Here is a 17,308-nt window from a genome sequence, read left to right as displayed (position 1 = left end):
CTTCCGGTGTCCTCTTTCGAACTTTACCTGCGTGTCCGGGGTAGCTGTACGAAAGTATATGTCCACGCGGACTTGCTATCTGTAAGGTTGCCGTCCAGTCACGAAAAAACGCCGGTGCAATCCCTTGCACCGGCGTTTTTTTCCTACCTTATCTGGATCTTCTGAGGAACGAAAGGAACGAAAACTTGTCGGATAACCAGTCATACCCCTCCTTGATCCGGGAAGCGACCTCGTAGACCGTTTCGATCCGGTCCCGGACGTAGTTCAGGGCCGAACGCACGGCCAGCAGATAGACCACGGCTGCGATTACGGCGAAGAAACCTCCGGTAATGAGTGCTGCGACTGCGACGGACCCGGTCAGCGACGCGAGCCACATGACGAACGCATCGATGAAGAGGATGATCGCAATGGCAGCCGTCACACCGAAAAAGATCAGCGATGTGACGATGTTTCCGGTTGGTGACGGGCTATCTTTCATGGGGCGGTCCCGTTTATTCGTCCTTGTCGCAATCGCAGTCAAGACCGTTGCAGTCGCAATGAATTTTGTCAATTTCATTTTTCAGCTTGCGGGTGCCTTTTTTAGCCATATCGCGGATGTCCTCACGGAATTCGGGTCCCGATTTGGGGGTTACGAGCATGGCGACGACGGCTCCTACCAGAGCGCCGCCCAGAAAGGAAGCGAGACAATTTGCAGAATGTTTCATATTCGTATAAAGTTTTAAATTCAGCAGGAAATCTTGCAAAGTCCGGGCCAAAACGCTACCTTTGAATGTATGACCGAAGACCGCCTGACCACCGTCGCTTTTACCGGCCACCGCACTTACGGGGGCCAAGCCGCTACGGCTCTGCGCGCGACGGTGGGGGAGTTGTACGCCCGCGGCTTCCGGACCTTCCTCTGCGGCATGGCCATGGGTTTCGACCTCGCCGCCGCCGAGGCGGTCCTCGCGTGCCGCGATTCCCAAACCGCATCGGCCCTTTCTCCCGCCGCGGCTTCCGCTGCCGCCTTTCCCTCCGCCGCGGCTTCTGCTGCTGTCCCTCCCGCATCGGTCCTTTCTCCCGCCGCGGCTTCCGCTGCCGCCTTTCCCTCCGTTGCGGCTTCTGCTGCTGTCCCTCCCGCATCGGTCTTTTCTCCTGCCGCGGCTTCCGCTGCCGCCTTTCCCTCCGTTGCGGCTTCTGCTGCTGTCCCTCCTGCATCGGCCTTTTCTCCTGCTGTGGATTCCGTTTCGGCCTTTTTTCCGGAACCGCACTCTCCGCACACGCCGATGCCCGGTTTGCGGCTGGTCGCCGTAATTCCTTTCCGGGGACAGGAGAGCCGCTTCCCGGCTGCCGACCGCGAACGCTTCCGGCGTGTGCTGGCTGCCGCCGACCATAGCGTGACACTCTCCCCGTCCTATCATGCAGGGTGTTATGCCGTGCGTAACAACTACCTTGTAGAGCACGCCGCACTGCTGGTCGCGTGGTACGACGGTTCCCCCGGCGGCACACACTACACCGTTCGCCGCGCTTTGGGCCGGGGTCTCGAATTCATCAATCTCCATCCGCATCCCGCCGCACTCCGGCAGGCCGAACCTACGCTGTTCTGATACTCTCCCGACCCGCGGAGGAAACGCACTGTACGGCGGCGGTGTTCCGGCCTGTACTTTCTGCTGTCACCGTTCGACTTTTCTGCCCTCGCTGTCCGGCCTTTTGCTGTTGTCTTCTTCCTTTCTGCTGCCGTAGCCCTCCCCGGCCTTTCCTTTCATCGCCGCTCGGCCTTTCTGCAGTTGCCGCCCGTACTCTCGCCGTCGCCATACGCTTTCCCGATGGTCTTTCCCGCATTGCCTTCCGCTTCCTCTAATAAAAAAGGACGGCATGCAAGTGCCGTCCTTATCCGTTTTCGCAGTATCCGCGCAGTTATTCCAACTCGATGCCTTTCAGCAGGCTTTCGATCCGCAGGCGGGTTTCCCGCTTGCCGTAATCCTTTTTCCCGTACCTGAATGTCGCCGTAACGAGCGATCCTTCGTAAAGCATGTCGTAAACGGCGTAAACCAACTCCGGATTCTCCGTTATGTATCCTTCGCTGCACAACATTTCGCGGCCGCCGATTTCGGTGCGCTGCGTCGGCGCGATGAATCCGCCCGTGTAGAAGGCCGAATCGCGTTGTGCGCAGTGGTCCGAAATCTCATCGACGGACGTGATCTCCTCCGGAATCATATCCACGACCTTGCCCAGACTGTAACCTATCCGGTCGTTGTAGGTGTCGAAACCGTAGTAGGCGTAGGTTTCGTCCGTTTCGGGCTGCACGGTTTCTTCGAGCAGGGTGTATCCGGCGGGAATCTTCGCCTTGATTCCCTGCGCACCCGTGTAGATTTGTTCGGTATCCACCACCTGCATCTCTTCGCCGCCGGCCAGCCGCACCGACAACTGTCCCAGATAGAGCAGTGCCGCGAGCGAACATGCCGCCAGCGCCGCCGTGCGCCAGAATGCCGTGAAACGTCCCTCCTGATGCTGGATTTTCAGGATGACAACGAGACCTTTGATCGCCTGAATCGCGCCCCAGATAATGGCGCCCGTTGCGACTACATACCGGCCCCCGGCTGTCGCGAAATAGTAGGATAAGAAACTGAAAGCCAGTCCGCCGACGCACCAAAGCGCTCCTGCAAGCAGGTTCTTCTTTGCTTCGGCCATCTTCTGCGACCGGTTGCCGTCCGCAGAGTTTTCCGCCGTAACCTGTGCGGCAGCCTCTTCCGGCATCGGTTCGAACACATCGTTTTTGTTTTCCGGTGTCTCCATGGATAAAGGTATTTTTAAGGTTAGGGATCTAATGCGGCAAAGATACGGGTATTTTTCCTTTTCCGCCTGAAAAAGTTGGAAAATCACCGCCCTCAACCGTCCCGGCCCTTCTGCCGTCTCCGCTCGGTTTTCCTGCGATCACCGTCCGTTCTTTTGTCGTTGCCGTCTTCCTCCATTCCTCCTTCTTTGGCTTCTCTGCCGTCGCCGGCGGGTCTTGCTGTCATCGCCGTCCGTCCTTTTGTCGTTGCCGTCTTCTTCCGTTCCTCCTTCTTTGGCTTTTCTTCCGTCGCCGCTCGGTTTTTCTTCCGTCGCCGTCCCGGCCCTTCTTCCGTCGCCGCTCCGGTCCTTCCGCCGCTGTCCCGGTACTTCTGCCCTCAACCGTCCGGCCTTTCCGTCCTTGCCGCCAGCTCTCTTTCCCGGCCTGCATGAAAAATCCCCGGAAGCCGCGCTTCCGGGGATTTGCTGAAATCCTGTTTCGGAAAGGATTATTTCCAGTTGAGGATCTTGTGGAAATCGTACTCCTCCGGATTGGGGACATACTGCTTGGCAGCCTCGTAATCCGCGGGCGTGATGGCGTTGAGGATGGTCTCCACCACCGACGAGAACTTGTCCGACTTGATGTCCACCAGACGGGGCGGAATCTTGCCCGTCGTGGGATCCTGCAGGTCCTTGAGGTAGAGCGGACTTACGTTGCCTTCCGAATCCACGTAAACCATGCAGCCGGTCTTGCCTTCGGCGAAGAGCTTGTGCACGCCGATACCCAGCTCCGAGCAGTACGTCAGGTCGTATGCGATCGGGGTCTGGCAGCGGATCTCGTAACCCAGCTCCACGGGGCGGCTCTTGACCTTGATGCCCAGCTCCTTCACCTTCTTCTCGATCATCTCGTTGAAGATGTGCGCCTTCGATACCTTGCCCAGTTCGGGGTGTCCGTGCTCGTCATAGGTGAAGTGGATGCCGCTCTTGCGGATCTCCTCGTCGCTCAGCGCGTGGAATACGCCTTCCGAGATAACGGCAGCTCCGTAGTCCATGCCCATGATCTTGCGTTTGATGATCGACGAAATCACGAGGTTCACGATCTTCTCGACGGTGATTTCCGTCTTGTCGAACATTTCGGGAATGACGATCATCGGGTAGTGGCAAGCCTCGCCGATGCCGAATGCCAAGTGGCCGGCGCTGCGGCCCATGGCAGCCAGTACGAACCAGTTGCCGCTCGTGCGGGCGTCTACATAGACGGCGCGGGCGATGACGGCGCCCTTGTCCTTGGCCGACTCGTAACCGAACGTCGGCGTGCCTTTCGGCAGGGGCAGGTCGTTGTCGATGGTCTTCGGGACGTGGATGTTGGCGATGGGGTATTTCTTGGCCTCCAAGAACTTGGCGATGCGGTTCGCGGTCGAAGCCGTGTCGTCGCCGCCGACCGTCACGAGCAGTTTGATGTTGTTGTCGGTGAAGAACTTGAGGTTGAAGTTGTTTTCGAAATCCGAATCCTTGGGTTTGAAACGGCTCATCTGCAGGAACGAACCTCCCTGATTGAAGATACCGTCGGCCATGGGATAGTCGATGTCCACGGTTCGGGGCGAGGGGTTGAATAGTCCCGTGTAGCCTTCGTGCAGGCCGATTACGCGGTAACCTTTGCGGAGGAAGGTCTTTGCGACGCTGCCCACGACGGTATTCATACCGGGCGCGGGTCCGCCGCCAGTCAGAATTGCGATTGCTTCTTTCATGGTTGTGTTTGGGTTTTTATGTTTGAACCTGAATTAACCTAAAATTGACGCCCAAAAGTACGATTATTTTTTCAAACGGGCAAAAAAAGCCGTTTCGATTGACCGATGCGGGCCGTGTAATGTCTTTACGGAATAAATAGGAGCATCCTGCGATTTGCAAATCGATATTTTTTATCTATATTGCATAACCATATTGCGTCTAACTCTCACATTTAAAAATTTTTGCTTATGAAAAAACATTTACTGCCATTGTGCGTGACGCTCTTCCTGATTTTTGCCGGGGAAATGACTGCCGGCTGCGATAAGCTGGATGATAAATACAAGTCGGAAAAAACTGTCACGCTCACCATCGCTTCCGTCAAGCCCGCTGCTGCCGACGACGACTATGATTGGTTGCAGGGGCTGCCTGTCTATATTTACAAAGAGGAGAGTCCGGACTGGCGGTTGTGGTATTCGCATGATCCGATCCGGGGCTTCGATGAAATCTATGAGGAGGGATATGAATACGTAGTCAAAGTCCGGAGACTGACACTGGCCGGTCCTCCTCAGGATGCAGGCGCATATGTATACGAATTGAAAAAGGTCGTTTCAAAGACGCAAAAGGATTCCGAAGGTGTTCCCGAATCCTATCTTCGGTGAGGAGAGGAATGAAAAACGGTGTTCGGACACGATCCGAACACCGTTGAATACATAAAATTCAGTACTGATGAATATGCTGAGTTTCTGTTGCTCTTATTCCCTGAATTTAGAGAATGCCGTGGGGCTTACTCAATTACCGTAACGTTCACAGCCTGATCGCCTTTGGCGCCGCTGCCGACTTCGAATTCGACTGCCTGACCTTCGTTGAGCGACTTGAATCCGTCCGTTACGATACCGGAGAAGTGAACGAAAATCTCTTTGCCGTTCTCTCCCGTAATGAATCCGTAGCCTTTTTTGCTATCGAACCATTTTACCTTACCTGTCATAAAAATTGAAAATTAAATAGTTTGTACAGGGCAAAGTAAAGTAAAAATCACTGGCTTTCAAAACTTTTTGGCATGTTTTTTTCAGGTTCGGTCGAAATTTTTTTATCTTTGCTCTGTAACAATGACCTTAATGACGATGCGATATGAATAAAAAACTGAAACTCGCTCTGGCTGCGCTGCTTGGCTTTTCGACTGCCTGCTCGACGGTCAAAAACGCTCCGGCGAAGGGCGCAGAGGAACAGAAGCAGGAGACCGGATCGCAGGAGGTTCAGGACTCGGTGAAGGTGCCGCCCCGCATTGTCGTCATGTACGGCGTGCGTCCTCCGGGACAGGCCGGACCTGCTACGGGCGTGCATATTCCCGATGCGAAGGTGCAGTCCGCCGAACCGGAGGAGCTGGATCCCGTTGCGGAGAAACCGACCGAGGATACGCCCGTCATGGACACGAAGAAGGGCGCCAAGGCTCCTGAGAAATAATCCATGGCGCGCCGCCGTCCGGGCCTGCGCAAACGGCTGGCCCTCAATATCTTTTCCGATCTCTACGCTTCGACGGTCGCCGAGCACCGGCTCACGACGCTCTTCTGGGAGTGTACGCTGCGCTGCAACCTTTCGTGCCGTCACTGCGGCAGCGACTGCCGCGTGGACCCCGGTGTGCCCGACATGCCGCTCGAAGACTTCCTGAAGGTGCTCGACGAGGAGATCACGCCCCATGTCGATCCCTCCGAGGTGCTGATTATCTTTTCGGGCGGCGAGGTGCTGGTGCGTGACGATCTGGAGCGTGCCGGAGCCGAAGTCACCCGCCGCGGCTATGCGTGGGGCATGGTCACCAACGGCATGGCCCTGACCGAAGCGCGCTTGCGAAGCCTGCTCGACGCCGGACTGCGCAGCGTTTCGGTCAGTCTCGACGGCTTCGAACGCGAACACAACCATATCCGCGGCAATTCCCGCAGTTACGACCGCGCGCTGGCGGCCCTGCGCATGATCGTCCGCGAACCCTCGCTGACCTACGACGTGGTGACCTGCGTCACGGGCGCCATGGTGCCGCAGCTCGAAGCGTTCCGCGACATGCTGATTGCCGAGGGCGTTGCACATTGGCGGCTCTTTTCGATTTTCCCCATGGGCCGGGCCAAGAACGATCCGTCGCTGCGCATGACCGACGCGCAGTTCCGCGAAATGCTGGAATTTATCCGCCGCACCCGCAAAGAGGGCAGGATCGGGACCAGCTATGCCTGCGAAGGCTTCCTTGGGGACTACGAGACCGAAGTCCGCGATTACTTCTACCAATGCGCCGCCGGAGTCTCGGTGGCTTCGATCCGTGTCGACGGCGCCATTTCGGGCTGCACGTCGATCCGTGCCAACTTCCATCAGGGCAACATCTACCGGGATAAATTCTGGGACGTGTGGCAAAACCGCTTCGAACCCTTCCGCAACCGCGATTGGGCGCGGCGCGGCGCATGCGCCGACTGCAAGATGTTCCGTTACTGTCTGGGCGGCGGCATGCACCTCCGCGGCGACGACGGCGAACTGTTGTACTGCCACTATCACCGACTGTAGTTACGCCGTATCGGAATTATCATTGATATGCTGCTGCGAATCGTTACACGCTCTTTGCCCCACATCTGTCGTGAAAGGTGCTCAAAGCCTGCTTTTGGTTCCGGTTTTTGCCGACTAACTGCACTGCGGCAACACTTCCGGCGTCGGATAGCCGCTTATTGTCTTCGCGTGAGTCTGAAATTAAGCCGTTCGGAGCGATGATTCCACGAACCGCCTGCAAGACCGATTTTGGGACAAAAGTTTGCCGGAAAGAAAAAAGCCGCTATCTTTGCATCCCGGAATCGTGACGGTTCCCCCGGCCGGAAGAGTCCGGGATTGACACGAAAAGCCCTGCGGGGCCGATGTAAGGCCAATCACGGGTTTCAGGGCCGGGAACGACGGGGTGTAGCGCAGTCCGGTTAGCGCACCTGCTTTGGGAGCAGGGGGTCGTGGGTTCGAATCCCGCCACCCCGACATGAAGAAAGTTGCTGTGAATTAATATTTGCAGTGACTTTTTTTGTTTCTGTAAAGTTCTGAAACAACGCCGTTTTCAGGCAAATTTCACACAAAAACGGCAATCGGACACCAAGCGCGGTCTGGGGCCGGAAGTTACAGTCTGTCGGAAGTCGTGCGAGGAAACGGGAAGCAGGTACGATCGGATCGGAAAGGGCCTAAGCAGGGCGGAAGATAAAAGAAGCGCATAATTTTGCGGAAATAATTTTGTCTTTTCAGATTTTCGACTTATCTTTGTGCGCTCTTAAAATGATAAGGGTCCCAAATGTTCGGGGTGTAGCGCAGTCCGGTTAGCGCGCCAGCTTCGGGAGTTGGAGGTCGCTGGTTCGAATCCAGTCTCCCCGACAAATTGTAAAAGGTTTAGAATGAGGAATCTCATTTTAAACCTTTTCTGCATATATCCCGCTCTTTATCGGCCGGGGGCCCGTTTTCGCTCTCTATTCGGCCGGAATATACGCATCGGCTCCGGCCGCAGGCGGAGTTGCGTCGCCTGTCGAACCGGCTGCTTCCGCAGCTTTTTCCGAAGGCTCCGTCCCGTGCGACCGCAATGGGATTTGTGTCCGTCGCCGTATCCGTTGCCTTGCCGGTTCCCGCCGCTTCTCTGCCGGGGCGGATGCGGCCATGTGTCGAATCCGCCTGAACATTCCCGGCGATATCCTGCATCCGTCACGGCATCCGATTCTGTATTCAGTTCTGTATCCGCCCCGGCATCCTACTCTGTATCTGTTCCTGCATGCGTTCCTGCATTCGTCTCGGTATCCGATTCCGTATTTGTCCTTGCATCTGTCTCGGCCTCCGTCCCCGCATCTGTACCAGCCCCTGCGTCAGTTCCTGCTCCCGCGTTGCCGTCGTCCGCTTCGACCTTCACGGTCTCGCCGTCCACTTCGAGGGCGATCGTGTAACGGTCGCGGCCCGCGTAATTCGGCAACGCCAGCGAATCCATCGTCTGCACCCGGAACGCCGGAGCCGTCGCGCCGTGCGTGGACTGCATGTAGTCGGTCAGCGCCTTGTTGCGTGCGGCCATCATGCGGGCCAACTGTCCGGCGGCTTTTTCGCGGTAGAGCGCCAGCGCCTTGTCGTCGGCCGAAAGTCCCTGCGGCGAAATTCCCCGCTGGGCGAGCAGCGAATCGGCAAAGGCCATGATCGCCGGAGTGCGGATGTCGGTCTGCTGGATCTTTTCGTATTCGAGCATCGACATCGGCTGGCGGCCGGTCGTGTCGGCGCTCTTCAGATGCTCGGCATAGGCCATCCGGAGCGCGCCGGCCGCCTGCCGGGGCAGGGCGCGGCGCATGTTGACGCGCTGCGTCAGGACGATGTGCATTTCGGGCTTGTCCTGCAACGCCTGCGCGATCTTGTCCAGCGAAGCGTACTGCTCCGACGTGAAGACGTATTGCAGCGGGTCGATATTGATGTATTCGAGGTTCTCCTTGTTGCCCGACAGGAACGAGAAGGGCGCCGTCACGACTTTCAGCAGTACGTTGCCGATCGCCTTCAGCACGATCTTGCGGTAGGAGAACTCCGGCGAATCGAGACTCCCCTTGACCGGAAGGTTCATCTTCACATGGCCTTTCTTGTCTTTCAGGACGTATAGCCCCTGTTTGAGCGGAATATTCATCTCGGCCTTGATCTCCCTGCGTTTTTTGTCCACCTTCGGTTCGAACATGTCGAGGTGGTTGGTGCCGTCGAGGTAGCGGTTGCGGATTACGTTCTGGCTGCGGAACGTGAGGTTGCCCTTGGTCAGCGGATAGGCCGTGTAATGTTCGCAGTAGGGACCGAAGTCGCGCAGGTCGAGGTTGGTGAGCCAAAGCGTGATGTTCTGGTTGTTCATGTCGTCGAGCGTCCCTTCCCAGCGCAGCTTCGCCGAGCCGGTCTTCTGCATCCGCGCATCGACGGTCATGCTGTTGCGCTTCGAGGGGGCGAAATCGCGGCTGCGCATGCGGATTTCCGAGACGGTATATTCGAACGGGCGGTGCATCGTCAGGTCGCGCACCGTGACGCGGCCGTTCGTGATTTCGAGGTCGGCGATCCGGAGCGTCGGACTCGGCGTCGCGCTTCCCGCAGTGTCGGACGTCGTGATTTCAGCCGCCGGGGCGGGATTCGCAGCAGTCGGGGCAGGCACGGCAGACGTCGTGATTTCAGCTGCCGGAGCGGGGGCTGCTTCCGGAGCGGGATTCGTTGCCGCAGAGGCGGAAACGGTGGTCGGCGAAGCGGTTTCTGCCGCCGGGGATTTCATCAGAGCGGCGAGATTATTACCTTCGGGCGTCATTTCGAACAGCGCCGAGAGTCCCGAAACGTAGATGCGGTCGAAGACGAAGCGCATTTTGCCCAGATCGCCCTCGGCGAGTTTTACGCCCAGCGTATCGACGCCCGCCACGGGCCGCTGCTGCCGGTCGCGCAGGGCGAAGCCCGCCAGCGAAGCCGTACCCTCGGTCGTGAGCGAAAGCAGATGTTGCGTATTGCCGCGCAGGCGGCTGTCGGCCGACAGGCGGCCGTCCACGGCCGTGACGTCGAGCGACTGCCGGAAATAGGGCAGCGTGCCCGCCAGTGCGAAATCCTGCAGCCGGATTCCGATGTCGAATTCCGAGCTTTCGATGTTGTAGCCCACGTCGGTCGAGAGCGAACCGCCCTCGGCGAAGTTGAGCACGGCCCCGACGTCGGTTTTCTCGCCGGAGAAATAGACGCCCGGAATATGCAGGTTCAGGTCGTTCATGCCCCACTCGGCATCGAGCGCGAGGTCCTTGTAAAAGACCCTGCCGTTGCGGATCGAGATGTCGTAAATCCCGATTTCCCACGGCTTCGAGGTTTTTTCGGGCGTTGCGGCGACGGCTGTCGTGTCGCCCGCGAAGCGGGCTGTGATGTCATCGAAACTGAAGGCGTTGCCCCGCTGGTAGATCTTCACGTCGGGACCTGCGAACGAGATTTTTTTCACGAGCACACGGTTTCCCAGCAGCGGCCATAGCCGCATGCGCATCTCGAAGCTGTCCAGTCGGAAAAACGTCGTCGAATCTTCGCTTCCGCCGATGCGGAGTCCTTCGATGCGCAGGCGTCCGGTGAAAATGTTCATCCGCAGCCGCTCCATGCGGATCGAGCGGCCGATCAGTTCGCGGTCGTGTTTCTCGATGTAGTTCTTGGCTACGGGCGAAACGGCGATCGCAGCTATGACGATCAGCACGGCCAAGACGGCCGCGGCGATCAGCGTAATTTTAATCCATTTCTTCAGGGTTCGTTCTGTTTGTGGTCAGTGCGGCACCGGGAAATCCTCCGCAGCCGCCTTGTGTCGTATCGTTTTTTTTCGGTCTGCGGTTTATTCCCGCTATTCCGGGTTCCGCGGATCTTCCGCGAAGCCTTTCATCTTACGTCCGGGCGTTCGGAAGCCGACCCGAACGCTGTCGGAGAGCTGTTAGCATGTTGTCGGACCGCTGTCAGACCGTTGTCGGAATGCCGCCCGAATACTGTCTGAACGCTGTCAGAATGTTGCCGGCTCCCTGTCGTATGCTTCCGGGCGGCTTCGGAACCTCCGCCTGAATCCGGCCATGGGTTTTGCGATCGCGTTCGGGAATTCGCGTCGGAACTCCGGTTGTGGGTTTTGCGGTCCGCATTCCGGAACTTGCAATAGAAATTCCGGCCGTGCGGTTTCTGTCAACGGTTATTGCCGCGTGCGGTTTCGGCCCTGCGGTTCGGCTCCGCGGCTCCTCCCCGCAATCCCTCAACGCGTTATCTCCTCGAACAGATGCCCGAAATCCTCTCCCGGCGCGGGCATGTAGACGGCGAAGCCCAGCGCCTGCGCGGCGTCAACGTTCTTCCGGCCGTCGTCGATGAAGAGCGTTTCGGAGGGGATCACGCCGCTGTCGGCGATCACCTTGCGGAAAATCGCCTCCGAAGGCTTCAGTTCGTGCAGTTCGTACGAAAGGTATATCTTGTCGAAATAGTCGTCCATCGTATGCCCGTCGGCCGTAAACGCGCCGCGGATGGCGACCATCGCCGCCGGATTGTTGTTCGAAAGCACATAGGTGCGGACGCCCGCCTCGCGCAAACGCATGATCTGCCGCAGTTTGGCGACCGGAATCCCCACCAGAAATGCGCTGTATGCCGCCGCGATCTCGGAATCGGTCACTTCGGGCCGCCCGTCCAGCCGGCGCATCTCGTCGCAGGCTTCGCGGAACGAAATGTCGCCCCGCTCCAGCCGGCCGATCATCTCGGCGGGATAGTAGGGATTGATAAGGTCGGCGACACGGGGCATGTCCAATGCGCGGAACGCGGCGGTGCAGCGCTCGATGTCGAGGTCCACGAGGACGCCGCCAAGGTCGAATATTACGTTTTTAATCTCATTCATAAGCTGTTGTGATTTTTGTTCTTGCACGGCCTGCCGTTACGGCCGCCGTTTTGCCGGCCGTTGCATCTGCTATTCCGCCAGCCGTTTAGTCCGTCGTTGCGACTACCGCTCGGCTTCCGATCGTGGCAGACCGCGGGCCGTGTTATTTCTGGAATCGCATCGTGAACCTGCGGATCGGCCGCAGCACCCACATCGGCAACGCTTTGCAAAGGGGAATCCATGCCCGGTTCCACCAGTCGGGCACGATGCAGCGGCGGCCCCGCCACAAAGCCCGCAGTCCCCGCCGCGCGCAGTTGTCGGGCGTGATAAGCACGCCGAGCCGTTTGCCGATGCGCTGCCAGCGGGGCGTCAGCCCGTAAAGGTCGGTCGCCACGCCTGCCGGACAAACCGCCGTGACGCGGATGCCGCGGTCGCGCACCTCCTTGGCGAAAGCCACCGAGAACGACCGCATGTAAGCCTTCGACGCGCTGTACAGCGCCAGTCCCGGAAACGGCATCCACAACGAGTAGGAGGACATGTTGAGAATGTGCCCCCGCACCCCGCGGCGAACCATGTCGGCGGCGTAGAGACGGCATAGCTGCGAGACGGTCAGGTCGTGCAGCAGGATGATGCGTTCGATACGCTCGGCGGGCGTCGTCAGGATGTCGCAGAACGAGAAGATGCCCGCGTTGTTTATCACCACGTCGATTTCGATCCCTTCGGCCGCTGTCCGGTCGTGCAACTCCTGTGCTGCCCCGACCCGCGCGAGGTCCATCGGCATGACCCGGACTTCGGGAAAGGATGCGGAAGCGTTCGCCCCCGCCGCACGGCGTATCTCTCCGGCCACGGCTTCGAGCGGCGCGGCGTTGTTGCCGACGATCACCAGCCGGTAGCCCAGCGCCGCCAGCCGCAGGGCGTAACAGCGTCCGATGCCCGATCCGGCTCCCGTCACCAGCGCCCATGCGCTTCCCGGCCGGACTTCGCCGCGCTTCATCCGCCGGGAATGCCGTGCCGTCTCCTGCCCGGTGCGGATGCCCGGTGCCGTTCCCGTCGTCTCTTGCACGGCGCGGGTGCCCGGCGCGCCTTCGCCGGGCATATGTCCCGATTGCTTGTCCATCGGGTTTGTGTCGTTCTTATGTTCCATGTTTACGGCAGTTTTGCCAGCTCTTCGCGGATTTTGCGCGGCAGGTCGCCGCAGTGCTTGCAGCACTTCATGTCCACCGAGTACATGCGCGCGATGCAGTAGTTGCGGTGGTCGCACTCGCTGCGGGTCGCGGCGTCGCCCTCCCGAAGCTTGTTGACGAACGCAGGGTCGTTGACCAGCGCCCGCGCCATCTGCACCAGTTCGAATCCCGCGTCCAGCGCTCTGTCAATGCCTTCGCGGCTCACCAGCCCGCCCACATAGACCAGCGGGCACTTCAGCTCGGCGCGGAACTTCTTGGCGTCCTCCAGAAAATAGCACTCCTCGAACGGGAACTGCCGGATCATCCACGGCCCGCACCAGCGGATGAAGTAACGCAGCCACAGCGGCGAGTAGTAGCTCATCGTGTAGATCGGAATCAGCCCCCGCATCACGGCCATCGGGGCCTTCGACACGAATCCGCCCGACAGCACGATGCCGTCCACACCGAAACGCTCGATCTCGCGGGCGATTTCGAGACTTTCGGGGATTTCGATGCCGCCCTTGAATCCGTCGTACATGTTATGCTTCACCAGCACGGCCGTCCCGGTCTGCGCCGCGGCTTCCATGACCTCCTCCAGACACATCCGCATGAAGCGCATGCGGTTTTCGAGCGATCCGCCGTACTCGTCGCGGCGGCGGTTGGTGTAGGGCGAAAGGAACTGCGAAATCAGGTAGCCGTGCCCGGCGTGTACCTCCACCGAGTCGAATCCCGCGTCGTGGGCCGTATGGACGGCCCGCCCGAAGTCGCGGGCCACCTGCTCGATCTCGCCGGCCCGCATACCCCGGACCGGCGTGTAGGCGTAGAGGTTGAAGCCCGTGGACGCGCCGATCGGAATCTGCCCCGCCGTGGTCAGGTGGGTCATGTTGCCGCAGTGGCCGATCTGAATTCCCGCCGCCGCGCCTTCGCGGTGCACGGCGTCGGTGATGTCGCGCAGCCCCGGCACGATTTCGGGCCGCAGCCACAGCTGCTTGTCGAACGAAAGCCCGCTGCGGCAGACCGCCGCATAGGCCAGCGTGGTCATGCCCACGCCGCCGCGGGCCACCGATACGTGGTACTCCTTCAACTGCTGCGTCGGGCCGAAATGGCGGCCCATCGACTCGAACGCCGCCGAGCGTATCGTGCGGTTGCGCAGCGTTACGGGGCCTAACTTATAGGGGGTGAAAAGCGATGACATGATAGGGTCAGTAAATGAAAGGTATGATTTTTTTGCGTCCGAGCGACGTGAATTCGTCGCCGAACTCCTTGGCGTAGCGTTTGTTGAGCGATGCGGCGCGGGGCGCGAGGTTGGCGAAGGTCCACCACGCGAACACCGCTCCGGCCCACGACCACGAAGCCACGGCGAAGCCCGTCCATTCGAGCAGTTCGCCGAAGTAGTTGGCCGACGAGACGTAGCGGAACATGCCGCCGCGCGGAATGTAGTGGCGCGTGTCGCCCGGCCGGCGCAGGTTGCGGATGATGTGGTCCGAATGGAGATTCACGGCCATTCCCGCGAGGAACATCGCCCCGCCGATATAAATATAAGGTTGCGCGAACCAGTCGGCGTAGTAGCCTTCGGGCGAGACGTAGAAGATCCACCCGCCCTGCATCAGGGCGTTGAGCGTGTTGAAGCACATGCCCATCACGACGATGCCGAGCGGCATTTTCGACGCGCCGCGCATGAGCAGCGGAAAGATGAACGCCCGTTGCAGGTAGTGGGCCTGAAAGAGCGCGAAGAGCGTCAGCGGCCCGGCTTCCCACGTCCTTTCGGAGAGCAGCCACAGCACGCACATCGCCACGAATACGGGCGACTCCATCAGCACCCAGCCGATCTTGTTGGGCACGGGCGGCCCGTATTTGGGGTTGAAGAGATAGCCGTATCCGGCTTCAAAAAAATGCAGGGCAGCGAAGACCACCAAGGCCAGCAGCGCCATGACGATCAGGAATATATCGAATGTTTGGGCCATATCGGAACGGTTTCGGTAAAACGACATAAAGATAATAAAACTTTCCCGCTCCGACAAGTCCCCGAAAGGGCCGTTTTTGTTCTTTTTGACAGTTGGGAAACGGGTTTCCTCCTGCTTTTTTTTGCACTCTTTTCGCGGCCCATGACGGCTCTGCCTTCTCACCTGCCGGTTTTCTCGTTTTTCGGCGGTTCTTTTTTTTCTCTCTGCAGTCTTTCTTGTCCCGCAACGGTTTTCCTCGGTGTTTTTCAGGGTAAGGGGGCTGCATTTCGCCCGTCTCTTTTTCGCGGCTTGAAATATTGCAAGAGGCCTGATAAAAAAAGGCGGTCGCCGCTGTATGCGGAAGCCGCCTGTCAAGTTCCCGTGGCGCCCGGAAAGTGTGCGTGTCGCGGTCGTGCCCGCCGATCCCCCGAAATCGGACCGAAGCCGGAAGTGTGCTCTTTCGACCGCCGTGACGGGGCGCAGAACCGTGAAAACGAGCTGCCTGCGAGAAAGCGCCGCCTCAGGGCGCACGGGAGTTTGATGTGGTAGCCGAAACCCCGGTCTCGCCTGCCGCGGAACGGGCTGGATCGACCTTTTCCGCAATCTTTGCGACAGACTCCGGGGCGTGTCGGCGCACCGGGATAAAAACCCCTGCCGAAGCAGGGGTGCCGGAAGCGGCGGCCAGCCGGCGGCGTCCCGCCGTTGACTGAACCTCAATAAATGGGAGTCTTTCCGCCTTCCGGCTGTAATGCCGGTCCGGAAACCGGCCGGAAGTCCGGGGCGAACCCCGGACCGCCGGTCCGAATCCCCGATTCTAGTGCGTGAATACCTTGCCCTTCTGGTGCTCCATGTTGTCGTACTTGATGCGCGACGTAGTGGGGTATTCGAGCTGTTCGAACTCTGCGACGGCGTTGCGGATGTCGCCCATCAGCATGTCGGCCATGTCGCGCGACATGCCCTGACGTACCACGATGCGCATCACGACCACGTTCTCGATGTTCTTGGGCATGGTGTACGCGGGAACCATCCAGCCGCTCTGCTGCAGTTTGGCCTGCAGGTCGAAGAGCGTCCATTTGGCCTTCTTGTCGTATTCGGGATCCATCATCCAGATGAAGAGCGGATTGACGACCTCTTTCGAGTAGTTCTTGAAGCACTTCATCGTGCCGATCTGCTGGTGGCAGTACTTGGCGACGTCCATCGAGTTCTGCTGAATCTCCTTGTAGCCCTCGAATCCCAGCCGGATGAAGTTGTAGTACTGGCCCAGAATCTGCGCCGCGGGACGCGAGAAGTTCAGACCCACCTGCGTGATGTTGGCGCCGAGGTAATTGACCGAGAACGACATTTCGTCGGGCAGATACTTCTTGTCCTTCCAGACCACCCAGCCAAGGCCCGGATATACCAGACCGTATTTGTGGCCCGACGTGGAGATCGACAGCACCCATTTGAGGCGGAAGTCCCACTTCTTTTCGGGTTTGAGGAACGGCAGGATGAAACCGCCCGACGCGGCGTCCACGTGGATCGGAATCTCATACCCCGTCTTGGCGTTGTACTCGTCGAGCGCCTTGTCCAGCCCCTCGATGTCGTCGTCCAGACCCGTCCACGTCACACCGGCTATGGGCACGATGCAGATCGTGTTTTCATCGCACATCTCCAGCGCCTGCTTGGGATCGAGCGTGATGTGATCCAGCGTCAGGGGCACGGTGCGCAGTTCGATCTGCCACAACTGGCAGAATTTCTCCCATACGACCTGAAATCCGGCGCTCATCACCAGATTCGGCTTGTCGAAAGGTTTGCCTGCGGCCTTGCGGCGGTTGCGCCAGCGCAGCCATGCGGCCACGCCGCCCAGCATGCAGGCTTCCGACGAACCGATGCCCAGCGCTCCGGTCTTCCACTCGGCCTTTTCGGGGGTGTTCCACAGATTGGCGACGATATTCAGACAGCGGCCGCACATCACCGCGACACGCGGATACTCCGTCTCGTCGATATAGTTGACGTTGATCGCCTCGTTCATCAGGCGCGTGGCGTAATCATCCATGTAGGTCGTCACGAACGTCGCCAGATTGAGCCGCGGCTGCGTCTGCGGATAGGTTTCGTCCTTGACTAACTGGTAGGCGATTTCGGGCGATGTCTTGCCTTTGGGGATAAACTCCGTGGGCGCGGGATTGCGCATCTCTTCCGAACCGAAAATATCGGTCAGCGTGTCCTCGTTGGTGTGTCTTTGCTGATTCATAACGTAAATTTATTTTTGGTTTACGAGCATACGACCTTGCATGAACCGTGCCGTGGTGAGGTTGCCCGGACCTGAAATCCGGCGTGCTTTTTTTGCCTGAAAACCTCCGTCTGCGGCCCGCAAGCCCCTTTCCGCTTTGTACTCAACCTGCTGCCGG

General features: G+C 59.1%; 15 protein-coding genes and 2 tRNA genes. 6 read left to right on the top strand and 11 right to left on the bottom strand.

The genetic code is table 11. The annotated features are described in order from the left end of the window. Positions 1-148 precede the first annotated feature (148 nt). Complete coding sequence (locus HMPREF9720_RS11510; RefSeq protein WP_009598539.1) at positions 149-478, bottom strand: hypothetical protein; 330 nt, start codon at positions 476-478, stop codon at positions 149-151. Between the two features lie 13 nt (positions 479-491). Further along, positions 492-704 carry a YtxH domain-containing protein gene (locus HMPREF9720_RS11505; RefSeq protein ID WP_014776316.1) on the bottom strand — a complete coding sequence of 71 codons (213 nt, stop codon included), beginning with the start codon at positions 702-704 and terminating at the stop codon, positions 492-494. Between the two features lie 69 nt (positions 705-773). On the opposite strand from HMPREF9720_RS11505, the gene HMPREF9720_RS11500 reads away from it, so the two are divergent. Next, positions 774-1,583, top strand: coding sequence for an SLOG family protein (locus HMPREF9720_RS11500; protein ID WP_039940562.1), 810 nt, complete (start codon positions 774-776; stop codon positions 1,581-1,583). A 310-nt stretch (positions 1,584-1,893) separates the two neighbouring features. Here the strand turns inward: HMPREF9720_RS11500 and HMPREF9720_RS11495 are convergent, their stop codons facing one another. Together HMPREF9720_RS11495 and HMPREF9720_RS11490 are read right to left on the bottom strand one after the other, a co-directional pair. Further along, entirely contained in the window at positions 1,894-2,772 is an 879-nt protein-coding gene (locus HMPREF9720_RS11495) for a hypothetical protein (protein WP_009598492.1), read from the bottom strand. A 485-nt stretch (positions 2,773-3,257) separates the two neighbouring features. Continuing rightward, complete coding sequence (locus HMPREF9720_RS11490) at positions 3,258-4,493, bottom strand: 6-phosphofructokinase (protein WP_009598504.1); 1,236 nt, start codon at positions 4,491-4,493, stop codon at positions 3,258-3,260. Positions 4,494-4,721: 228 nt separating this feature from the next. Here HMPREF9720_RS11490 and HMPREF9720_RS11485 point away from each other — a divergent pair, with 228 nt between their 5' ends. Further along, a complete protein-coding gene (locus HMPREF9720_RS11485) occupies positions 4,722-5,132 on the top strand; it encodes a DUF4377 domain-containing protein (protein WP_009598472.1) in 411 nt (136 codons plus the stop codon). 125 nt (positions 5,133-5,257) lie between these two features. On the opposite strand, the gene HMPREF9720_RS11480 is transcribed toward HMPREF9720_RS11485, so the two are convergent. Continuing rightward, entirely contained in the window at positions 5,258-5,458 is a 201-nt protein-coding gene (locus tag HMPREF9720_RS11480; protein ID WP_009598476.1) for a cold-shock protein, read from the bottom strand. Between the two features lie 143 nt (positions 5,459-5,601). Between HMPREF9720_RS11480 and HMPREF9720_RS11475 the strand changes: the two genes are divergently transcribed. The 4 genes from HMPREF9720_RS11475 (at position 5,602) to HMPREF9720_RS11460 (ending at position 7,848) form a co-directional block, all read left to right on the top strand. Beyond that, complete coding sequence (locus tag HMPREF9720_RS11475; protein WP_009598527.1) at positions 5,602-5,934, top strand: hypothetical protein; 333 nt, start codon at positions 5,602-5,604, stop codon at positions 5,932-5,934. Positions 5,935-5,937: 3 nt separating this feature from the next. Next, complete coding sequence (locus HMPREF9720_RS11470) at positions 5,938-7,011, top strand: TIGR04133 family radical SAM/SPASM protein (RefSeq protein ID WP_009598510.1); 1,074 nt, start codon at positions 5,938-5,940, stop codon at positions 7,009-7,011. Positions 7,012-7,389: 378 nt separating this feature from the next. Further along, positions 7,390-7,464: transfer RNA gene (locus HMPREF9720_RS11465), tRNA-Pro, on the top strand. A gap of 309 nt (positions 7,465-7,773) precedes the next feature. Further along, positions 7,774-7,848 (top strand) — tRNA-Pro (locus HMPREF9720_RS11460). A gap of 367 nt (positions 7,849-8,215) precedes the next feature. On the opposite strand, the gene HMPREF9720_RS11455 is transcribed toward HMPREF9720_RS11460, so the two are convergent. The 6 genes from HMPREF9720_RS11455 to HMPREF9720_RS11430 all read right to left on the bottom strand — a co-directional run bounded on the left by HMPREF9720_RS11455 (position 8,216) and on the right by HMPREF9720_RS11430 (position 17,151). Next, the gene (locus tag HMPREF9720_RS11455) at positions 8,216-10,723 is read right to left on the bottom strand and encodes a DUF748 domain-containing protein (protein WP_175282413.1); all 2,508 of its coding nucleotides are present in this window, start codon (positions 10,721-10,723) and stop codon (positions 8,216-8,218) included. A gap of 486 nt (positions 10,724-11,209) precedes the next feature. Then, positions 11,210-11,836, bottom strand: a complete 627-nt coding sequence (locus tag HMPREF9720_RS11450) for an HAD family hydrolase (protein WP_009598507.1) — start codon at positions 11,834-11,836, stop codon at positions 11,210-11,212. Positions 11,837-11,978: 142 nt separating this feature from the next. Continuing rightward, entirely contained in the window at positions 11,979-12,959 is a 981-nt protein-coding gene (locus HMPREF9720_RS11445) for an SDR family NAD(P)-dependent oxidoreductase (RefSeq protein WP_009598519.1), read from the bottom strand. A gap of 2 nt (positions 12,960-12,961) precedes the next feature. Continuing rightward, positions 12,962-14,173 carry an NADH:flavin oxidoreductase gene (locus tag HMPREF9720_RS11440; protein WP_009598505.1) on the bottom strand — a complete coding sequence of 404 codons (1,212 nt, stop codon included), beginning with the start codon at positions 14,171-14,173 and terminating at the stop codon, positions 12,962-12,964. A 7-nt stretch (positions 14,174-14,180) separates the two neighbouring features. Beyond that, positions 14,181-14,942 (bottom strand): DUF1295 domain-containing protein, encoded by a 762-nt coding sequence (locus HMPREF9720_RS11435; protein ID WP_009598502.1) that lies wholly within the window; start codon positions 14,940-14,942, stop codon positions 14,181-14,183. 793 nt (positions 14,943-15,735) lie between these two features. Then, complete coding sequence (locus HMPREF9720_RS11430) at positions 15,736-17,151, bottom strand: glutamate decarboxylase (RefSeq protein ID WP_009598473.1); 1,416 nt, start codon at positions 17,149-17,151, stop codon at positions 15,736-15,738. Positions 17,152-17,308: the final 157 nt, after the last annotated feature.

The sequence above is a fragment of the Alistipes sp. HGB5 genome (assembly GCF_000183485.2).
Taxonomy (GTDB): Bacteria; Bacteroidota; Bacteroidia; order Bacteroidales; family Rikenellaceae; genus Alistipes; species Alistipes finegoldii.
This window is presented reverse-complemented; position numbering and strand designations above follow the sequence as displayed.

Bases quoted from the DNA above. Each gene is read 5' to 3' on its own strand.
- HMPREF9720_RS11480 (WP_009598476.1), bottom strand. From the start codon at position 5,458: ATGACAGGTAAGGTAAAATGGTTCGATAGCAAAAAAGGCTACGGATTC.
- HMPREF9720_RS11470 (WP_009598510.1), top strand. From the start codon at position 5,938: ATGGCGCGCCGCCGTCCGGGCCTGCGCAAACGGCTGGCCCTCAATATC.
- HMPREF9720_RS11510 (WP_009598539.1), bottom strand. From the start codon at position 478: ATGAAAGATAGCCCGTCACCAACCGGAAACATCGTCACATCGCTGATC.
- HMPREF9720_RS11435 (WP_009598502.1), bottom strand. From the start codon at position 14,942: ATGGCCCAAACATTCGATATATTCCTGATCGTCATGGCGCTGCTGGCC.
- HMPREF9720_RS11505 (WP_014776316.1), bottom strand. From the start codon at position 704: ATGAAACATTCTGCAAATTGTCTCGCTTCCTTTCTGGGCGGCGCTCTG.
- HMPREF9720_RS11495 (WP_009598492.1), bottom strand. From the start codon at position 2,772: ATGGAGACACCGGAAAACAAAAACGATGTGTTCGAACCGATGCCGGAA.
- HMPREF9720_RS11500 (WP_039940562.1), top strand. From the start codon at position 774: ATGACCGAAGACCGCCTGACCACCGTCGCTTTTACCGGCCACCGCACT.
- HMPREF9720_RS11475 (WP_009598527.1), top strand. From the start codon at position 5,602: ATGAATAAAAAACTGAAACTCGCTCTGGCTGCGCTGCTTGGCTTTTCG.
- HMPREF9720_RS11440 (WP_009598505.1), bottom strand. From the start codon at position 14,173: ATGTCATCGCTTTTCACCCCCTATAAGTTAGGCCCCGTAACGCTGCGC.
- HMPREF9720_RS11450 (WP_009598507.1), bottom strand. From the start codon at position 11,836: ATGAATGAGATTAAAAACGTAATATTCGACCTTGGCGGCGTCCTCGTG.
- HMPREF9720_RS11490 (WP_009598504.1), bottom strand. From the start codon at position 4,493: ATGAAAGAAGCAATCGCAATTCTGACTGGCGGCGGACCCGCGCCCGGT.
- HMPREF9720_RS11445 (WP_009598519.1), bottom strand. From the start codon at position 12,959: ATGGAACATAAGAACGACACAAACCCGATGGACAAGCAATCGGGACAT.
- HMPREF9720_RS11430 (WP_009598473.1), bottom strand. From the start codon at position 17,151: ATGAATCAGCAAAGACACACCAACGAGGACACGCTGACCGATATTTTC.
- HMPREF9720_RS11485 (WP_009598472.1), top strand. From the start codon at position 4,722: ATGAAAAAACATTTACTGCCATTGTGCGTGACGCTCTTCCTGATTTTT.